This is a genomic window from Nitratireductor sp. OM-1 (genome assembly GCF_003296175.1).
GTDB classification, from domain to species: Bacteria; Pseudomonadota; Alphaproteobacteria; order Rhizobiales; family Rhizobiaceae; genus Nitratireductor; species Nitratireductor aquimarinus.
This window is the reverse complement of record NZ_CP029209.1, coordinates 152,000-169,486: the sequence shown is the minus strand read 5'-3', so window position 1 is coordinate 169,486 and position 17,487 is coordinate 152,000. Positions and strand designations below refer to the sequence as shown.

The 17,487-nt window shown below is 60.4% G+C and carries 15 protein-coding genes; 2 read left to right on the top strand and 13 right to left on the bottom strand.

Annotated elements, in window-relative coordinates; all coding sequences use genetic code 11:
• Positions 1–66: 66 nt before the first annotated feature.
• Both DEJ54_RS19945 and DEJ54_RS19940 read right to left on the bottom strand, forming a co-directional pair.
• A complete protein-coding gene (locus DEJ54_RS19945; RefSeq protein ID WP_113156528.1) occupies positions 67–789 on the bottom strand; it encodes an aspartate/glutamate racemase family protein in 723 nt (240 codons plus the stop codon).
• Between the two features lie 21 nt (positions 790–810).
• The gene (locus DEJ54_RS19940; RefSeq protein WP_113157102.1) at positions 811–1,440 is read right to left on the bottom strand and encodes a flavin reductase family protein; all 630 of its coding nucleotides are present in this window, start codon (positions 1,438–1,440) and stop codon (positions 811–813) included.
• Positions 1,441–1,575: 135 nt separating this feature from the next.
• Here DEJ54_RS19940 and DEJ54_RS19935 point away from each other — a divergent pair, with 135 nt between their 5' ends.
• Positions 1,576–2,253, top strand: a complete 678-nt coding sequence (locus DEJ54_RS19935; RefSeq protein ID WP_113157101.1) for a GntR family transcriptional regulator — start codon at positions 1,576–1,578, stop codon at positions 2,251–2,253.
• 53 nt (positions 2,254–2,306) lie between these two features.
• Here the strand turns inward: DEJ54_RS19935 and DEJ54_RS19930 are convergent, their stop codons facing one another.
• The 8 genes from DEJ54_RS19930 to DEJ54_RS19895 form a co-directional block, all read right to left on the bottom strand.
• Complete coding sequence (locus DEJ54_RS19930) at positions 2,307–3,287, bottom strand: ABC transporter ATP-binding protein (RefSeq protein ID WP_113156527.1); 981 nt, start codon at positions 3,285–3,287, stop codon at positions 2,307–2,309.
• Positions 3,284–4,267, bottom strand: a complete 984-nt coding sequence (locus DEJ54_RS19925) for an ABC transporter ATP-binding protein (protein ID WP_113156526.1) — start codon at positions 4,265–4,267, stop codon at positions 3,284–3,286. Before DEJ54_RS19925 ends, DEJ54_RS19930 begins: the two co-directional genes overlap by 4 nt.
• Entirely contained in the window at positions 4,260–5,777 is a 1,518-nt protein-coding gene (locus DEJ54_RS19920; protein ID WP_113156525.1) for an amidohydrolase family protein, read from the bottom strand. Before DEJ54_RS19920 ends, DEJ54_RS19925 begins: the two co-directional genes overlap by 8 nt.
• Positions 5,777–6,970, bottom strand: coding sequence for an amidohydrolase family protein (locus DEJ54_RS19915; protein WP_113156524.1), 1,194 nt, complete (start codon positions 6,968–6,970; stop codon positions 5,777–5,779). Before DEJ54_RS19915 ends, DEJ54_RS19920 begins: the two co-directional genes overlap by 1 nt.
• Positions 6,971–6,975: 5 nt before the next feature.
• Complete coding sequence (locus DEJ54_RS19910) at positions 6,976–7,947, bottom strand: ABC transporter permease (protein WP_162742401.1); 972 nt, start codon at positions 7,945–7,947, stop codon at positions 6,976–6,978.
• 21 nt (positions 7,948–7,968) lie between these two features.
• A complete protein-coding gene (locus DEJ54_RS19905) occupies positions 7,969–8,937 on the bottom strand; it encodes an ABC transporter permease (RefSeq protein ID WP_113156522.1) in 969 nt (322 codons plus the stop codon).
• A gap of 61 nt (positions 8,938–8,998) precedes the next feature.
• A complete protein-coding gene (locus DEJ54_RS19900; protein WP_113156521.1) occupies positions 8,999–10,570 on the bottom strand; it encodes an ABC transporter substrate-binding protein in 1,572 nt (523 codons plus the stop codon).
• Between the two features lie 445 nt (positions 10,571–11,015).
• Complete coding sequence (locus DEJ54_RS19895; protein ID WP_113156520.1) at positions 11,016–12,578, bottom strand: ABC transporter substrate-binding protein; 1,563 nt, start codon at positions 12,576–12,578, stop codon at positions 11,016–11,018.
• Positions 12,579–12,731: 153 nt separating this feature from the next.
• Between DEJ54_RS19895 and DEJ54_RS19890 the strand changes: the two genes are divergently transcribed.
• A complete protein-coding gene (locus DEJ54_RS19890; RefSeq protein WP_113156519.1) occupies positions 12,732–14,210 on the top strand; it encodes an amidohydrolase family protein in 1,479 nt (492 codons plus the stop codon).
• Positions 14,211–14,445: 235 nt separating this feature from the next.
• On the opposite strand, the gene DEJ54_RS23305 is transcribed toward DEJ54_RS19890, so the two are convergent.
• The 3 genes from DEJ54_RS23305 to uxaC form a co-directional block, all read right to left on the bottom strand.
• Positions 14,446–14,619 carry a hypothetical protein gene (locus DEJ54_RS23305; RefSeq protein WP_162742400.1) on the bottom strand — a complete coding sequence of 58 codons (174 nt, stop codon included), beginning with the start codon at positions 14,617–14,619 and terminating at the stop codon, positions 14,446–14,448.
• 96 nt (positions 14,620–14,715) lie between these two features.
• Positions 14,716–15,936, bottom strand: coding sequence for a mannonate dehydratase (gene uxuA / locus DEJ54_RS19885; RefSeq protein ID WP_113156518.1), 1,221 nt, complete (start codon positions 15,934–15,936; stop codon positions 14,716–14,718).
• Positions 15,937–16,084: 148 nt separating this feature from the next.
• Complete coding sequence (gene uxaC, locus DEJ54_RS19880) at positions 16,085–17,485, bottom strand: glucuronate isomerase (protein ID WP_113156517.1); 1,401 nt, start codon at positions 17,483–17,485, stop codon at positions 16,085–16,087.
• Positions 17,486–17,487 lie beyond the last annotated feature (2 nt).

The following is a 17,487-nucleotide window of genomic DNA, read 5'->3' as shown; positions in this document are numbered from 1 at the left end:
GGCTGTGGTCGTGGTCGTCTTGGCATCGCCAAACACGCAGGTGAAAGCCGACAAACTCCGCTGTCTTCAGGCGCAAACCACGCAGCCGGCACTCTTTTCGCGAGGGTAGTTGTAAGAATTCACTTTCGACGTCGTGTAACCGGCAACGACAAGCGCTTCGGCAAGCTTCATTGCCGCCGTCACACCATCGATCACGGGCACGCCCGATACCTCCGTCAATCGGTCACAAAGTGTGCTCATGCCAGCACAACCCAGGATAACCGCTTCGGCACCATCCTCCAGGGTGGATCGCTCAATCTCCCGGAGGAGCAGCGCTTCTGCCTCAACCGGACTTTCCTCCAGGCTCAGGACCGGCAAGTTTATGGATCGCACCTTGCGGCAATGGCGATCAGCACCGTATGCGCTGACCAGCTCCTCAATAATGGGTACTGAGCGCGGCAAAGTGGTAATGACCGAGAAGCGCCTGCTGATGGTCATCGCAACCTGCACCGCAGCCTGACAGATGCCCAGGACCGGGCCTCGCGCAACTTCACGGGCTGCATGCAGGCCCGGATCGTCGAAACAGGCGATTATGTAGGCATCCACCCCCAAAGCCTCGCCCCTGATAATTTCGGACAGCAGACCGGGAACGGCCATGGCCTCGTCGGCGCCGCCCTCGATGCTCAATGGCGTATCGAGCGGGTTGACGGCGGAAACCTGCGTATCCGCATTCTTGACGACCAGCGCGCGCTCCAGAGCTTGTCTGGTCATCGACGCTGTGGAGTTTGGATTGATGATGCGAATATGCATTACGGCAACCTTCGGAAGGGATTAATCGCAAGGCGGCTTTGAAAAGTCGTCAATGTCTGGCGCCTTCAAAACGAACTGACGATCGGAAACGATGTAATTATCGGCATGGAGGCGGGCGATGGGTTGATATCGTTCCGGGTCCACATAGCGGCTTTCGGCGTCGAGACAGTCCTGGCGCACATGCATGTGAACAACCTCGCCCAGAACGAGCGTACGCCGGGGATAGTCGATCAGACGCTCCACCCGGCATTCGAAAACGCACGGCGCCTCCTGCGCGTAGCTCGCCTCCACCTTGCGGCATTCAACCGCCGTAAGCCCGGAGACCTCCAGCTCATCCACCCCGCTTTCAAAGCCCAGGCCACAGACCAGCATCTGCCGGGAAATGGTCATATCCACCATATTGACGGCAAAAGCGCCGGTGCGGCGGATGTTGACCATCGTGTCCTTCTCCGCCCCGCCAAGGCGCGGCTGAATGCCCAGCACGACAATGGCCGGATCGTGCGAGAAGACATTGAAGAAGCTCATGGGAGCGGCATTGTTCCGCCCCGTTTCAGAGCGGGTCGAGACCAGCGCGATAGGACGCGGACCAATGAAATTCGTCAGCAGCCGGTAACGGCTCTGCGGCTCCAACTGCTCGAAATCAAATTCCATACCGCTCTCGATGGGTGTCATTATAATATACAATATCATCCAACATTGTTGACAATATTGCAATGAAAAACACGCTCACAAGTTGACTTTTTGCTCCGCATCACGCTTGTCTACCCGCACAATGGAGGGAGCGGCATGAGTGAGCAGACTGGAGTATCGACGCATCAGATCGTTGAAAGAATCTGGCTGTCGATCGCCGAGCGCAGACTGCGGCCCGGCGTTCAGTTGAAAGAAGGTCAACTGGCTTCGATCTTCAGCGTAAGCCGTGCCCGCATTCGCCAGGCGTTGACGCTTCTGGAGCGTGACGGGCTTGTGACGATCATCCCCAACCGGGGGGCGTTCGTCTACAAACCGACCGTAGACGAAGCCAAAGACGTCTTCTTCATACGCCGCACCGTCGAGCACCGGATCGTCGAACGGCTTTGCAGCCACATCAGCAAGGCCGACACCAAGCGCCTGCGCGACCACGTCGCCCTGGAGCGCGAAGCGAATGCAAAGGACCAGACGACGGATATCATCAAACTGTCTGGCGGCTTTCACTTGCTGCTTGCCGAAATCACCGGCTCTGACTTTCTCTTCACGACCATGCGGGACCTCATTGCTCGGTCCTCGCTGATAACCGCCGTCTACCGCAACACCTCCCGTTTCAATTGCGGCCCGGACGAACATATCGAGATCGTGAAGGCCATTTCGAAAGGTGACACCCGCAAGGCCTCTGACCTGATGGGGCATCATCTGGAACACGTCGAATCCGAACTCGACCTGACTGAGATCCGCGACCTGTCACACGATCTGAAAGCTGCCCTTTCATAATTCACCGCACGGATCGCCCTGCTCCCGCGGACCGCGCAGCAGGGGCTTCCCCTCTACTCCTCAACATCGACCATATGGCAGGCTATGCGCGCTCCGCTCGAAGAGGTCCTGATCTTCGGGGCCTCGCTTGAGCACCGGGCGGTCGCAAGCGGGCAGCGCGGGTGAAACGTGCAGCCGGACGGCGGGTTGAGAGGGCTTGGCACCTCGCCATTGGCCGGCTCGCGATCCCGGTTCGGGGTTCGCACGTTCGGGATCGTCTGCAACAGAAGCTGCGTGTAGGGATGCAGGGGGCGCGCGAAAATTTCTTCCGTATCGCCCTCCTCCACGATGCGCCCCAGATACATCACGGCCACCCGGTCGGACATATGATGGACCACACTCATATCGTGGCTGATGAACAGGTAAGTCAGTCCCAGCCGATCCTGCAACTCGCGCATCAGGTTCAGAACCTGCGCCTGCACCGAAACATCGAGTGCCGATGTCGGCTCGTCGCAGACCAGGAATTCGGGCTCACTTGCAAGCGCACGTGCAATGGAGATGCGCTGCCGCTGGCCGCCGGAAAACTCATGCGGGTACTTTTCGCCATCCGACGGTGAAAGACCGACAATCCGCAGGAGTTCCTCAACACGCTCGGTGATTTCCGCAGCGCCGGTGCGCAGCTTCAGTTCCCGCAACGGCTCCGCAATTATGTTCTTCACCGACCAGCGTGGATTGAGCGAGGCGTAGGGATCCTGAAAGATCATCTGCGCTCTGAGGGTCTTTCCATCGCGCCCATTGGCAAAGTTCAGATCGCCGGCGCTCGGTCTGTAAAGACCGGTGACCAGACGGGCGACCGTCGACTTTCCGCACCCGCTTTCGCCGACAATCGCAAGGCAGCCGCCGGCGGGCACACTGAAACTCACATCATCGACCGCCTGTAGCAATTGCCGTGGCTTGCGCTCCACAACCCGGTTGAGCCAGGGAGCCGAAACATCGAAGGTTTTGGTCAGCCGCGAGACCGTCAATGCGGCCGTTTCGCCCGTTTGCATCGTCATGCGGTTCCTCCCGCGTTGAGCCAGCAGGCGCTTGCGCCTTCGCCTGCAAAAGTGAGTTCGGGCCGTTCCTTCAGGCAACGCGGGCCGGCATGGCTGCAGCGCGGGCTGAAGGCACAGCCGATCGGGATCGCATCCAGACGCGGCATGGAGCCGTCGATCTGGCTCAGTTTCTCCACGCGACCGTCAAGAGAGGGGATCGACGCCATCAGGCCCTGCGTATAAGGGTGACGCGGAGCGTGGAGCACCTGCTCCACCGGGCCAAGCTCGATGAGACGCCCGGCATACATGACCGCAACACGGTCTGCCGCCTCGGCGATGACGCCCATATCATGGGTCACGAGCAACACGGCCGTCTGCTTCTCCTTGCAGAGCTTGCGCAGAAGGGAAATCACCTGCGCCTGGATGGAAACATCGAGCGCCGTCGTCGGCTCATCGGCAATCACCAGCTTCGGCGACGCCGCCAATGCAAGCGCAATAACGACACGCTGCCGCATGCCCCCGGAGAACTGATGCGGATACTGCTTGACCCGCTCTTCCGGTGAGGGGATGCCGACATCCCGCAGAAGCTGGATTGCCCGCAGTTTCGCCTCACGCTTCGAAACAGGCAGATGCTGGCGGATCGTTTCCCCCAGTTGCGCGCCAACGGTGAACAGCGGGTTGAGCGAGGTCAGGGGATCCTGGAAGATCGCACCGATTTCACGGCCGCGTATCTGCTCCATCGCCTGGTCGTTCAACTGATCAATGCGCCGTCCTGAGAGCCAGATTTCCCCGCCGGAAATATGACCGGGACGTTCCAGCAGCCCCTGGATCGCCAGGCCCGTCATGGACTTGCCGGCACCCGATTCACCGACCACGCCCAATATCTCACCCGCCTTGATGGAAAGCGAAACGTCCGACAATGCGGTTACGCTTCCCCGGCGGCCAGGAAACTCGACCCGCAACTCGCGAACATCGATGACTGGTTTGTCCGCTTCACCCATGATCTTCCACCTCTATCGGATAGCTAGGGGGAAATATCTCGGAGACCGCTGGATGCCCCCAGCTTCGCTCCGGATATTTGGCGATGAGCCCGTCGTACTGCGCCTGCGCGCGGGCGCGCGCCGCCTGCATGTCGATCCCGGCAACGGCGCGGTTCCACATGGAGACACGCCCGTCCACGAAGACCGCCTGCGTGACCTTGCCCGAACCGCCGGTCACAAGGGTTGTGATCGGGTCGACCGAGGGCGCCATGGCCGTGTCGTCAAGCCGGAAGACGGCAATATCCGCGCGTGCGCCGGCCGAGAGATGCCCGATGTCGTCGCGGCCAAGCGCTTTTGCACCGCCGAGTGTCGCAGCGTCGAAAAGGTCCGCGCAGCGCACCCGGTCAGGCGCACCGTCACTCATTCGGCAGGTGATGAGGCCGACCAGGAGGTTCATCAGCATGTCGGGCGGGGCAGTGTCGGTTCCCATGGCGATGTTGATGCCGCGCGCGCGGCACTTCGAGAATGAGTTGAGCGCGCCACCGCTGCGGCCGGAAACCAGCGGGCAATGGACGATGGAAACGCCGTTGTCCGTGTAGAGCGCCAGATCCTCGTCGGTGGCGTTTGTGGCATGCGGTGCGATCATTCTTTCACTCAAGAGACCGGCCTTCGCCAGCCAGACCGGCGCCGTGCTGCCATGCAGCGCCCGCACCGTGTCGACCTCCATCGTGCCCTGCGCCATGTGCAGGCGGAACCGGCAATCCAGATCGCGTGCGGCAGCATCCGTCCGCTTCAACAGGTCGGGTGTGCAGGTTTCCACGCGATCGGGCGCAAGCATGCCGCGAACCAGATCGCCATGACGCCCGTTCTGGCGTTCGATATAGGCGATTGCGTCGCGCAGTCCCTGAAAGCCGCGCTCCTCGTCGAAGACGGGAACGATCTTGTCCGGGCTTTCAAGAACCATGCCGCCGGAGCGATAGGCGGGGCTCAGATAGACACGCATGCCAAGATCGCCAGCGGCGTCTGCCGCGGCATCGAACTCGGCGACGGTCTCGCCCCATTCACGGTAGAAGAGCGAGGCGATGGGTGCAGCCGTGGTTATGCCGTTCTGGAGAAGCTGCCCGAATGCAAAGCGCTTCTGAAACGCCAGTTCTTCGGCTGAGTACATCTCATAAGGCCCGGCTTCCACATAGGACCGAGGCCAGACGCGGCCCTTTGCCCAGCCGGGATGATGATCGACGCCCAGGATCGTCGTGTCGAGATCCGAAAGCGCATCGAGATCGATGAAACCAGGGCTGATGAGCGCCTCGCCGAAATCGATCCGGCGGGCGACCGTGCCGGGAAAGCCATGGCCGACAAAGAGTATCTTGCCGCCCTCGATCACCACTTCGCCATCGCGCAGAAGACGGTGGCTACCATCCCAGTGCCCGACGACCCACCGCGCGGTAAGAAGCGTTGGACCTTCCGGCCGGTGGCCCAATGGCAAATCCTGGGGCAGACCTTCAGGCCGTTTTTGAGACGTGGGGTTCATCAAGGCATCTCCACCAGCGCTTTACCATCACGCGCGGTTACCCGACCGCCTTTCACCACCATCGGGCGCGGCGCGGTTTCCACCACCGCATGAGCGAGCGTTTCGCCGGCAACAAGCGTGAAATCCGCAGCGCAGCCTTCGGCAAGGCCATACCCTTCGATGCCCATCACATCGGCCCCGCCCTGCGAGACGATGTGCAGTACATGCTCCAGTTCAATGTCGGAGCGCACGCCGTTTTTCATGCCGATCACCCGCGCGCGGTCCATCATGTCGGGTTGCCCCCATGGCCCCCAGGTGTCGCGAATGCCGTCGCAACCGGCGGCAACGCGCACCCCGGCCGCCTTGAGCTGACGAATTGAGGGCACCGTGGCCGATGGCGCGCCGGTGGTGACGATGGCGACATCGAGCGCTGCGATCTCCTCTATCAGACGGCCGACGCGCAGATGATCGTTCATGCCCAGTGCGAAGGCGTGGCTGATCGCAACCTGGCCTTCCATGCCGTTGGCGCGTACCCGTTCGAAAATGAGCTCCATGGTGAAAGCGCCGAGCTCACCGGCTTCGTGCAGATGGATGTCGATTGGCACCCCATGTCTGACGGCGAGTGCGAAAAGAAGATCAAGCTGCCCTTTCGGGTCGCGGTCGATGCCGCAGGGATCGATCCCGCCCAGCACTTCGCAACCCTGCTTCAGGGCTTCGTCGAGCAGTTCGGCCGTTCCTGGCATGACCATGAGCCCCGATTGCGGGAAAGCGACCACTTCGATGTCAATCACGCCGCGGAGCTTCTCACGGGTCTCCCAGATGCCCTCGACCAGAGACAGGCCATGGGTTGGGTCAATATCCACATGGCTACGGATGTGCGTGCTGCCGTGCGCGACAAGGCCAATTGCATGGCGCATTGACTGGCGATGGGGATCGATGCCGATTTCCTTGCGGTTTTCCCGCTCGAAATCGATGCGCTCGCGCAGGATGGCGGCGCGGTTGTTGACGTGCCAGGGCATGCCCCATGTGGTCTTGTCCAGATGGGTGTGCGCATCGATCAGTCCCGGAATGACGATGGCGCCGCCACCCTCTTCTACAGGCATCCCGGCCACAGGCTCGAACTGGCCGAAACCGGCGATCCTGCCGTTCTCGATGAGGATGTCGCACGCTTCGTCAGCCAGCGGGCGAACATTGCGAAGGAGAAGGTTGGTCATGGATGCTACCTGAGTTTTGGATTGAGGGCGTCACGGAGCCAGTCGCCGAGCACGTTGACCGAGACGACCAGAAGACAGAGCTGGACCACGGGGAACAGCACGATCCACCAGGAACCGGAGAACAGGTACTGGTTGCCGATACGGATCAGTGTGCCCAGCGAAGGCTGGCTGGGTGGCATGCCGATGCCGAGGAAAGAAAGAGTCGCTTCGGTCAGGATCGCCATGCCGAAGTTAAGCGTCGCCGCGACCAGGATGGGGGTAAGTGTGTTGGGCAGGATGTGTTTGACCATGATGCGGCGGGCGGGAACACCGATCAGCCTGGCCGCCTGCACATAATCCTTGCCCGCCTCGACGATGGCCTGAGCGCGCGCCGTGCGCGCATACTGTACCCAGGCGGACAGTGCGATTGCGAAGATGAGCACCGCAGACGCGCCGATCTCGCGCAGAGAAAGCGGCAACATCTGCCGGATCACGGCCGAGACCAGAATGGCGACCAGGATTGTGGGCAGCGAAAGCGTTATGTCGCCGAACCGCATCAGCAGATTGTCGATGAAGCCACCGAAATAGCCGGAAATCAGACCAGCGCTCATTCCGATCAGGAGCGACAGCGCAACGGAGCCGACGCCGATGATGATCGAGATGCGCGTTCCGTAAAGGATCGCCGAGAGCATGTCGCGCCCCTGCGTATCCGTTCCGAGAAGGTAGGGCCACTCGCTGCCCGCCTCCCAGATCGGCGGAAGCTCTGCTTTCCACATGTCGAGCTGGGCGCCATCATAGGGGTTCTGCGGCGCGATGAGCGGCGCGAAAACGGCCGTCAGCACAAGGATCGCCAGAAGCGCGGCGCTGACCATAGCCGCCTTGCTGTGAGTGAAGGACCACCAGACCGCGCTGTCACGCATGCGCGAGAACATTGAGCGTCGCGCTGTCTTAACCGGCGCCACTGGTTTCGATACTTCGGAAATCTGCTGTGTGGACATCGAACTCATCTCTTCGTTCGTTCACTGCGCGGTGCGCAGGCGTGGGTCGATTACCGCATAGGCAATGTCCACTGCGGTGTTCAGGAGGACAAAGATGAAGGCGATGATGCACAGATACGCGGCCATCACGGGGATATCGAGGAATGTCACCGCCTGGATGAACAAGAGCCCCATTCCCGGCCACTGGAAGACAGTCTCGGTGATGAGCGCGAAAGCGATCAGCGAACCGATGTTCATGGCCGTCATCGTCACCACTGGCATCAGGCAATTGCGCAGCGCGTGGCGAAAATAGATGCGCCAGCGTGGAATGCCGCGGGCGCGGGCGAATTTGACATAGTCGGAGCGCAGCACTTCCAGCATTTCGGCGCGCACGAGGCGCATCACCAGTGTGACCTGATAAAGCGAAAGGGAAAGCGCCGGCAGCAACAGCGCGGCACGGCCCGAAGGCGTGAGCAGGCCCGTGGACCACCACCCGATCTGCACAACCTCGCCGCGCCCGAAGGCGGGCAGCCAGCCAAGAACGACCGAGAACACCAGGATCAGGACGATGCCAACCACGAAGCTTGGCAACGACACCCCGATGATGGACACGAACTGCAAACTCTCCGAATACCATTGCCCGCGTTTGATCGCCGTCAAAACGCCAAGGGGTATGCCCACGAGCAGGGAAATCAGCGTCGCAAGAAAAACGAGTTCGAGCGTGGCCGGAAAGCGTTCGGCAATGAGCTTCAGGACATCCTGCCCGTTTCGGTAGGAAATGCCGAAATTGCCCTGTGCCGCGTTGACCACAAAGCGTGTGTATTGCGTCAGGACGCCGTCGTTGAGGCCAAGCCGCTCGCGCAGTTCGTCCCGGTCGGCCTGGGTCATCTGTTCGTTGGCCATCATCTCGACCGGGTCGCCCGCCAGCCGGAAGATGAGGAAGGCGAGCATGGCGACGGCAAGCATGACCATGATGGCGTTGGCCGTGCGCTTGATGATAAAAACCAGCATTCAGGTAACCTTTGGCTAGATCGCGGCCCGGAGGCTTGCTCCGGGCCAGCTGTCGTGGCTGTTACTCGGAGACGTGCGTCAGCCAGTGGCGGACCTTGTTGTCCGCAGCCTGCGCGATCTTGTCGATCTTCTTGTCCATCACCCACGCCATGGGCTGCTGGTGCAGCGGGAGCATAACGATCTCTTCCTTGACCAATTCAAGCGCGCGGGTCTGTAGATCAAGCCGCTTTTCCCGATCCATTTCAGTCGATGCCTGTTCGATCAGATCATCGATTTCCGGGTAGCTCCAGCCGCCCCAGTTGAACACGCCGGCGGTGTCAGACCTGGACTTGATCATCTGAACGAGGATCGAATAGCTGTCCAGCATCGGCTCATTGGCCCAGCCGATCAGATAGACATCAGCCTTGCCACCGGTACGCTTCGGCGCCTGAGCGGCTGTCGGTGCGATGTCGAGCTGAGGCTTGAACCCGCCACGGCTGAGCATGTTGACAATGCCCTGGCAAAGCTCTTCCTCGTTCACGTAGGCGTCGGTCGTGCAAACCAGCGTGAACGGGTAATCGGCCGCACCGGCCTCCTGCAGGAGCCTGCGGGATTGCTCTGGATCATACAGGTAGGGCGTGTCCAGTTCAGTGGAGTAACCAGGAATGTCCGGCGCTACGATTGTTCCGGCAGTTCGCGACTTGCCGCGCATGATGCGCTGCTGGATGAGTTTCGGATCAAGCGCGTGGGCGAACGCCTGGCGCACGCGCAGGTCGTTGAACTTGTTCTCCGAACCATTGTCCAGGGTCGGCTTGCGGTTGAAGCCGAGCATGACCGTGCGAAGGTTTGTGCGCTCCATGACCTTCAGTTCGGGCTGCGCGGAAAGGCGCGGCACATCCTGCGCCGGCGCTTCCTCGCTGAAGTCGATCTCGCCGGAGAGAAGTGCTGCCACGCGGGTCGCGGCAGAGGTGATCGGCACGAACTCGATGCGATCGATGTTGTGGGCCGCCTCATCCCACCAGTTTTCGTTCACGAGAAGGACCGTTTTGCTATCCGGAACACGGCTTTCCAGCCTGAAGGGACCGGTGCCGTTGGTATGATAAGTGGCGTAGCCCTCGATCTGTGCGCCGACATCCGTTGGCTTTTCGGAATCGTTGTCGACCAACCAGCCCGCATCGAAGATGTGAATGTTTGTCAGGTCGTTGAGCAGGAGCGGATACGGGCCGGTCATTTCGATATCGACCGTGTAATCGTCCACCTTTTTCGACGACTTATAGGCTGGCAGATTTCCGCGCAGCGGCGAAACCGGATCACTGACACGCTTCAGCGAGGCCAGAACGTCGTCGGCCGTGAATTCAGCGCCATCGTGAAATGTCACGCCCTCGCGCAGATGAAAACGCCAAACCGTGTCCGAAACCTGCTCCCAGGACGCGGCCAGTGCGGGCTCGATCTGAAGATCGGCGTCGTAGCGAACCAGCCCCTCGTATACGTGATTCAGAAAGGAAAGCGTGTAGCTGTCGCCATAGGAATATGGGTCCAGCGAATAGATATCCCGCGCGGCGCCCCATTTCAGGGTCTCCGCCGACGCCACTCCGGTCAGGGCTCCGCTCAAGCCCAGGGCAATGGTCGCCGCCACTCCGATTTGCTTCAACATTGGTTTGTTCCACTCCTAGAGAGTTGCGCCTCCTTGACGGAGGTCTGCTTCGCTTCAACCCACCGGAAATCGTGGCCAACCACGAGGGATGCGTCTCACGATTGCGAAAGCGCAAACCGGCAGGACAGGAATTTCAGGAAGCGACTGCCGCGCATGCGACCGGTTGAACGCCCCGGCAATCCAGAAAACCCCACTTGGGGGGCCTCTTCTGCGGCCGCCACGCTACTCTCCCGTCTGAACGCATTGCCTCCCGTCAGACCCATAGGCATTATGGAGGAGGCCAGAATTGTGTCAACTATATTGTCTACAATTTTTCCCGAATCTAAGATTGAAAATGTCGACAAACATGCAACCAAACCCTCGAAGCCGGGCGGCACAGCGCAAGAAGAAGGGCGCTTCATCGGAGAGATGAAACGCCCTTTTTTGCGTATAGTGCCTGGGGCCGTTACTCGGCCATGCGTGTCAGCCAATGGCGCGCTTTGTTGTCGGCCCGGAAGTCGACGTCCTGCACCGTGTCCATCATGGCCCAGGCGATGGGCTGCTGATGAAGCGGTATGAGAAGAGTATCATCCTTTGCAATCTTCAAAGCTGCCTCTTCCAAGGCGAGACGCTTCTCATTGTCCGGTTCCTGTGCCGCCTTACCGACCAGCTCGTCGATCTCGGGATAGCTCCAGCCACCGTAGTTAGACACGCCGGTCGACTCGCTACGCGTGGAAAGAATCTGAGAAAGCAAGGAGTAGGCATCCAGCGTCGGCTCGTTTGCCCAGCTCATATTGAACATGTCCGCCTTGCCGTTGGTTCTTTTGGGAGACTGCACCGCACGCGGCCCCATATCAATGGTCGGCTTGAAACCCACACGCTCCAGCATATTCGCGATGCCGGTGCAGAACTCCTCTTCGTTGATGCTCTCATCGTTCATGCACATATAGTTGAACGACAGTCCTTCCTGCCCCGCTTCGGCAAGAAGCGCCTTCGCCTTTTCCGGGTCTGCCGGCTCGTAAACATCGAGCGCCTTGGCATAGCCAGCGACCTCCGGTGCGATCAGGGAGCCGGAAGGACGCGCCAGCTTTCGCATCACCTTGGCATTAATCAGGTCACGATCGATTGCCGCTTCCACAGCCTGACGGACGCGGATGTCGTTGAACGGGTTCGGGCGGCCATCTTCCAGCGTTTCGCGGCGGTTGAACCCGACAAAAACGGTGCGCAGCTCGGTTCGCTTGTTAACCTGAATGTCCGGCGCAGCCTCTAGACGCGGCAGATCCTGGATTGGTGCGGAATCGACCAGATCGACCTCACCCGAAAGGAGCGCGGCAACTCGGGTAGCCGGCGATGCAATGGGCATGAACTCGATGCGGTCGAGATTGTGCTTCTTCTCATCCCACCACTGATCGTTGACGACCAGGATCGTCTGGCTGTCCGGCACCCGGCTTTCCAGTTTGAACGGCCCCGTGCCATTTGTGTTGTGCGTGGCATAGCCTTCGACATTGGATGCGAGGTTCGTGGGCTTTTCGCTGTTGTGCTCCTTCAGCCATTCGCCACTGAACATGAAGATGTTCGTCATGTCGTTCAGGAACAGGGATGTCGGCGCAGAGACTTCGATATCAACCGTGTAATCGTCGACTTTCTTGATGCCAGCATAAAGCGGGATGTTGCCGCGCAGGGGCGATTCCGGATCGCTCACGCGCTTGAGCGAAGCGATCACATCATCCGCATTGAACGCGTCTCCGTCATGGAATTTCACACCTTCGCGGAGCGTGAAGCGCCAGTATTTATCGTCAATGAGCTCCCACTTGGTCGCAAGTGCCGGCTCGATCTGGAAGTCCGGACCATAGCGGACCAGCCCTTCATAAATGTGATTGAGGAATGCAAGGTTCGATGTCGACGCCACCGAGACGGGGTCGAGCGAATAGATGTCGGCGCGGCTGCCCCATTTAAGGGTTGCCGCACCGGCGGGCAGCGCAAGCGCCGTCGCCATCAAGGCCGATAGGATTGTTCGTTTGAAGCGCATGCTGATGCCTCCCGCTTGGTCGCTTTCAGGAACGAGTTGATGGAACACTCACGGCCAAAACAGCAATTGTCAATTATATTGTCGGCAATTATTGTAAAAAATGTCAGCCAATGCGTCGGGTAGATTGCCGCGCAACCAAGCCGGGAGTGAGATATGAGTGAGCTTCTTCTACTGCACGGGACAATCGTCACCGTCGATGGAACCCGCCGCATCATCGAGGATGGCGGCCTCGCCATTGTTGACGACAGGATCGTCGACATCGGCACCGCCGACGAGCTGGCGCAGCGACACGAAGGCAAGAAGGTGCTGGACTGCAAGGGCAAGATGCTGATCCCCGGCCTGATCGACGCGCATGGCCATGCCGGTCATGCGCTGATCCGCAGCATCGGCGCCGACACCAACGCCTTGTGGATGCGCATCGTCACACCTGCCTATTATCATTATGTGACACGCGACTACTGGTATGCGGACGGGCTCGTTTCCGGCCTTGAGCGACTGCGCGCCGGCGTGACGACAGGAGCGAGCATCATCACCTCCATGCCGCGCAGCGACGATCCGGCCTTCGCCATCAATCATGCGCGCGCCTATGATGAAATCGGACTTCGGGAGATCGTTTGTGTCGGCCCGGCGGGATTGCCCTGGCCGCAAACCGTTACGCGCTGGGAGAGCGGCCAGCCGGAACGACGCCAGATCTCCTTTGAGGAAATGATCGAAGGAGCCGAGGCCGTCATCGACGCGGTCAATGGCAGCGGAGACGGTCGCATCAACGTCTTTCTCACGCCATTCACGATCGTGCCCTCGGTCGAGCCCTCCAACGCATCGTCCCCCGACATGGCTGTCAACCTGACAGCGGACGACCGCATGCAAGCGCGACGCGTTCGCGAAACAGCCCGGAAATGGGGCGTTCGCATTCATTCAGACGCTTTCGCAGGGCAAATACGGATGGCGTTTCAAGACAAGGAGAACGCGCTTCTGGGACCAGACGTCCACCTACAGCACTGCTGGGGTATTTCGCATGAAGAGATCGACATTCTGGCGGAGACGGGAACCTTCGTCACCCATGCACCGCCCGGACGCTCAACCCCGATCATGGACATGATGGCGCGCGGGGTGCCGGTCGCAATCACCTCGGACGGCGCAGCGCCCAGCCGCCATTTCGATATGTTCCAGGTGGCGCGCATCGCGCAGCAGACCCAGCACATATTGCATAATCACGACCGCTATCTGCTGCCACCCGGCAAATTGTTCGAGATGATTACCATCGATGCCGCGCGCGCCATCGGCATGGATCATGAAATTGGCTCGCTGGAGATCGGCAAGAAAGCCGATATTGCCGTGATCGACATGCGCAAGCCGCATCTCACACCCAACTGGATGCCGGTCCACAGACTGGCTCATCAGGTTCTGGGCAGCGATGTGGACACGGTGATCGTGGATGGAAAAGTGCTCATGGAAGATGGCCGGGTTCTGACGGCAGATGTGCAGTCGGCGCTCGATGAAGGCGAAAAGGAAGCCCGCGCACTGGTCGAGCGCGCGGGACTGCAAGACCACATGCACGAGCCCGGCTGGGGCAAGCTGCATCGAACATTCGAGAAACCTGTGATAACCCCGGTTCCACCGCAGTACGATTAGTAGGATGACTTTGGTGCATAGATCCATTTTAAGGGTCCATCGATGTGCAATGACATCATGTCAGGCAATGGGCGTGTGAATGCAGATGGAATTGTGATGCTGTTTTCAATTGCCGATTGATCAGCACCACATGAGTGGCCCAGTTTGATTGTTCGTGCATGACCGGTCTTTGGTTCATCGGTACATAGGTTTCCTGCGCCGACGGCCGGCATCACTCGCCCTATCCGCTTCTCGTTCACCGGATGACCTTCGTTCTTCCGGTGCAAAATCGTCTGCGCACATCGAAAAACGGCGTCTCCAGAAACTGTTGATCGGTCTGGCGCATCAGGGCGAGGTTCATCTCGCCCTTCAACGCTTCAAGAGCGACTGTCGCCGTAAATTCCGGCGAGCGCTGCTTGCGTTTCTGCATCTCTGATCTCCTGTTCTCGAAGACCAGCAGACAACAAATCGCAGCTTACGTCAGTGTCCGCTTTCCGGGGAGCAGGTCAGTTTACAATGCCCCCGTTTAGCTTGCCCCCAGACCACGCGTGCGGTGCTCCAGGGTAGCGATGATGCCGCGCAGCTCCGCCAGCCCCTTCAGGCGACCGATTGCCGGGTACCCCGGCTGGGAGCGACGTCCGAGATCGTCGAGAATGTCTTGCCCGTGATCGGGACGGAACGGAATAGACACATCCGTGCGCCCGGCGGCCCGGCGGCGCGCTTCTTCCTGCACCACGGCAGCGACAAGATCCACCATGTCCGTGCACCCGCCAAGATGTTCGGCCTCATGGAAAGAACAGGCGACCTGGTCGCTCTCACGCTGCACATTGCGCAGATGCAGGAAGTGCACCCGCTCGCCGAGCCGGCGCATCATGCCGGGCAGGTCGTTATCTGGTCTGACACCGAGCGAACCAGAGCAAAGGGTGATGCCGTTTTCCGGTACATCCACCGCATCCATCATCGCCTTGTAATCAGCTTCCGTCGACATGATGCGCGGCAGGCCGAGCAGAGGGAACGGCGGATCGTCCGGATGACAGCACATGCGGATACCCAACTCCTGCGCCAGCGGCACGACTTCTTCCAGAAATGCAATGAAATTGCCGCGAAGCTCATCCGGCGAGATCGTTCCGTATTCGTCGAGGTGCGCCTGGAGACCGTCCAGCGTCAAACTCTCCGTTGCGCCGGGAAGACCCGAAATCACATTGCGGGTCAGCTCTTCCCGCCGCTTCGCGCCCATACCGGAAAAGCGCTCTGCCGCAGCGGCGACCACGTCTTCCGGAAAGTCTTCAACCGCGCCCGGGCGCCTCAGGATGTGGATGTCGAAAGCCGCGAAATCCACGATGTCGAAACGCATGCAGGTGCCGCCATGAGACACCCGGTAGGCGAGATCGGTGCGCGTCCAGTCAAGGATCGGCATGAAATTGTAGCAGACAATCTCGATGCCGGCCCCGGCCAGATGGCGCAGGCTCTGCCTGTAGTTCTCGATATGCTGGCGCCAGTCGCCCTTCTGCTTCTTGATGGCCTCGGAGACCGGCAGACTTTCCACGACCTCCCAGGACAGGCCGGACGGAGAGCCGTCACGGCGCGTTCCGATCTCCCCTTGCCGCGCGGCGATGGCCTCGGGGGTCCAGACGTCACCGGTCGGCACCTGATGGAGCGCGGAAACCACGCCCTCCACCCCGGCCTGTAGCATGTCGTCCGTCGAAACCAGATCATTCGGCCCGAACCATCGCCATGTCTGTCGCATACTATCCTCGTCACCCTGTCACAGCGCCAGTGGAGCGCCGCATGCAAATGCTGGACCGCTTCATCGTTTCACGCATGCGGTGAAGCGATCCAGGAGTTCTTGTTCTCGCAATTCCCGCCGGAAAACCGATCAATGCTCGGGAAGAGCTCTAGAGAAACCACCGCCGCGCATTGCGGTAACAGATGTCTTCAATGATCCCCGCGGCGAGGTCATGGTCAGGGGGCATGGCCCCCTCTTCCATCCAGCCGCCCACCATGCGGCAGACAAGCCGCCGGTAGTATTCGTGCCGTGGAAAGGACAGGAAGGAGCGGCTGTCAGTCAGCATTCCGACAAAACGCGACAGAAGGCCCATCTGTGCGAGCTGCGTCAGCTGATGCTCCATGCCGTCCAGCTGATCGTTGAACCACCAGGCCGCGCCCGCCTGCACCTTGCCCGCCGTGCTGCCGTCCTGAAAATTGCCGGCAGTCGCGGCGATCATCGCGTTTTTCGTGGGGTCGAGGCAGTAGAGGATGGTGCGCGGCAGCTCATCCGTCCGGTCGAGCCGGTCAAGAAACGCGTTGAGCGCACCGGCAACGGCCAGATCGTTCATGGAATCGCCGCCCGAATCCGCCCCCAGCGCGTCGAACAGACGCGTGCGCGTGTTGCGCAACGGTCCGATGTGGAGCTGCATCACAAGGTCGTGCTTCGCATAGGCACGGCCAAGCTCAACGAGCAGCGCGGTCTGGAAATCGGCAATCTCATCCTCATCCAGGGTTCCGCCATCCAGGCGCTTCCGCAGGATGGCGTCGAGACGTGCGGCCGTCGCGTACTGTCCGGCCCGCAAAACCTCAAGCCCATGATCGCTCGCGCGGCAACCCAGCGCCACGAAACGCGTGAGCCGATTGTTCAGCGCGCCCACGAGATCGTCAAAGCGCCTTACCGGCGTCCCGCTCACGGTGGCCAGCTTTTCGACATAGGTCGCAAAGCCTTCCGCCTCGATCTTGATTGCCCTGTCGGGACGAAAGCTCGGAACCACCTTGAAAGGCAATCCCGCGTCGAGCATCGCCTCGTGATGTTCCAGCGTGTCGGTCGGGTCGTCGGTGGTGCCGACCAGCTCGACCTTCATCCGCTCCAGAAGACCGCGCGCCGAAAACGCGGGCCGGGAAAGCTGAGCATTGGCCGCTTCCCAGCATTCATCTGCAGTGGCGGGCGAAAACACCGTGCCCTCAAGGCCGAAATAGCGCCAGAGCTCCAGGTGCGACCAGTGGTACATCGGGTTGCCGATGCATTGCGGCATGGTTTCGGCGAACGCATCAAACTTTGCGCGCCATCCGGCCTTGCCCGTGATGCGCTCTTCCTCAATGCCCGCCCAGCGCATGAGCCGCCACTTGTAGTGGTCATGTCCGAGCCAGAGCTCGCCGATATTGTCCCAGGTGCGGTTCTCCGCAATCTCCTGCGGCGGCAGATGATTGTGATAATCGATGATCGGAAGATCCACCGCCACTTCGTGATAAAGCCGCCGCGCCGGCTCGTTCGGCAGCAGGAAGTCCGGTCCGAGAAAAGGCTGCATTT

Excerpts from the sequence above, each read along its gene's own strand:
- DEJ54_RS19945 (WP_113156528.1), bottom strand. The coding sequence starts at position 789 with ATGCATATTCGCATCATCAATCCAAACTCCACAGCGTCGATGACCAGA.
- DEJ54_RS19940 (WP_113157102.1), bottom strand. The coding sequence starts at position 1,440 with ATGGAATTTGATTTCGAGCAGTTGGAGCCGCAGAGCCGTTACCGGCTG.
- DEJ54_RS19935 (WP_113157101.1), top strand. The coding sequence starts at position 1,576 with ATGAGTGAGCAGACTGGAGTATCGACGCATCAGATCGTTGAAAGAATC.
- DEJ54_RS19930 (WP_113156527.1), bottom strand. The coding sequence starts at position 3,287 with ATGACGATGCAAACGGGCGAAACGGCCGCATTGACGGTCTCGCGGCTG.
- DEJ54_RS19925 (WP_113156526.1), bottom strand. The coding sequence starts at position 4,267 with ATGGGTGAAGCGGACAAACCAGTCATCGATGTTCGCGAGTTGCGGGTC.
- DEJ54_RS19920 (WP_113156525.1), bottom strand. The coding sequence starts at position 5,777 with ATGAACCCCACGTCTCAAAAACGGCCTGAAGGTCTGCCCCAGGATTTG.
- DEJ54_RS19915 (WP_113156524.1), bottom strand. The coding sequence starts at position 6,970 with ATGACCAACCTTCTCCTTCGCAATGTTCGCCCGCTGGCTGACGAAGCG.
- DEJ54_RS19910 (WP_162742401.1), bottom strand. The coding sequence starts at position 7,947 with ATGTCCACACAGCAGATTTCCGAAGTATCGAAACCAGTGGCGCCGGTT.
- DEJ54_RS19905 (WP_113156522.1), bottom strand. The coding sequence starts at position 8,937 with ATGCTGGTTTTTATCATCAAGCGCACGGCCAACGCCATCATGGTCATG.
- DEJ54_RS19900 (WP_113156521.1), bottom strand. The coding sequence starts at position 10,570 with ATGTTGAAGCAAATCGGAGTGGCGGCGACCATTGCCCTGGGCTTGAGC.
- DEJ54_RS19895 (WP_113156520.1), bottom strand. The coding sequence starts at position 12,578 with ATGCGCTTCAAACGAACAATCCTATCGGCCTTGATGGCGACGGCGCTT.
- DEJ54_RS19890 (WP_113156519.1), top strand. The coding sequence starts at position 12,732 with ATGAGTGAGCTTCTTCTACTGCACGGGACAATCGTCACCGTCGATGGA.
- DEJ54_RS23305 (WP_162742400.1), bottom strand. The coding sequence starts at position 14,619 with ATGCAGAAACGCAAGCAGCGCTCGCCGGAATTTACGGCGACAGTCGCT.
- uxuA (WP_113156518.1), bottom strand. The coding sequence starts at position 15,936 with ATGCGACAGACATGGCGATGGTTCGGGCCGAATGATCTGGTTTCGACG.
- uxaC (WP_113156517.1), bottom strand. The coding sequence starts at position 17,485 with ATGCAGCCTTTTCTCGGACCGGACTTCCTGCTGCCGAACGAGCCGGCG.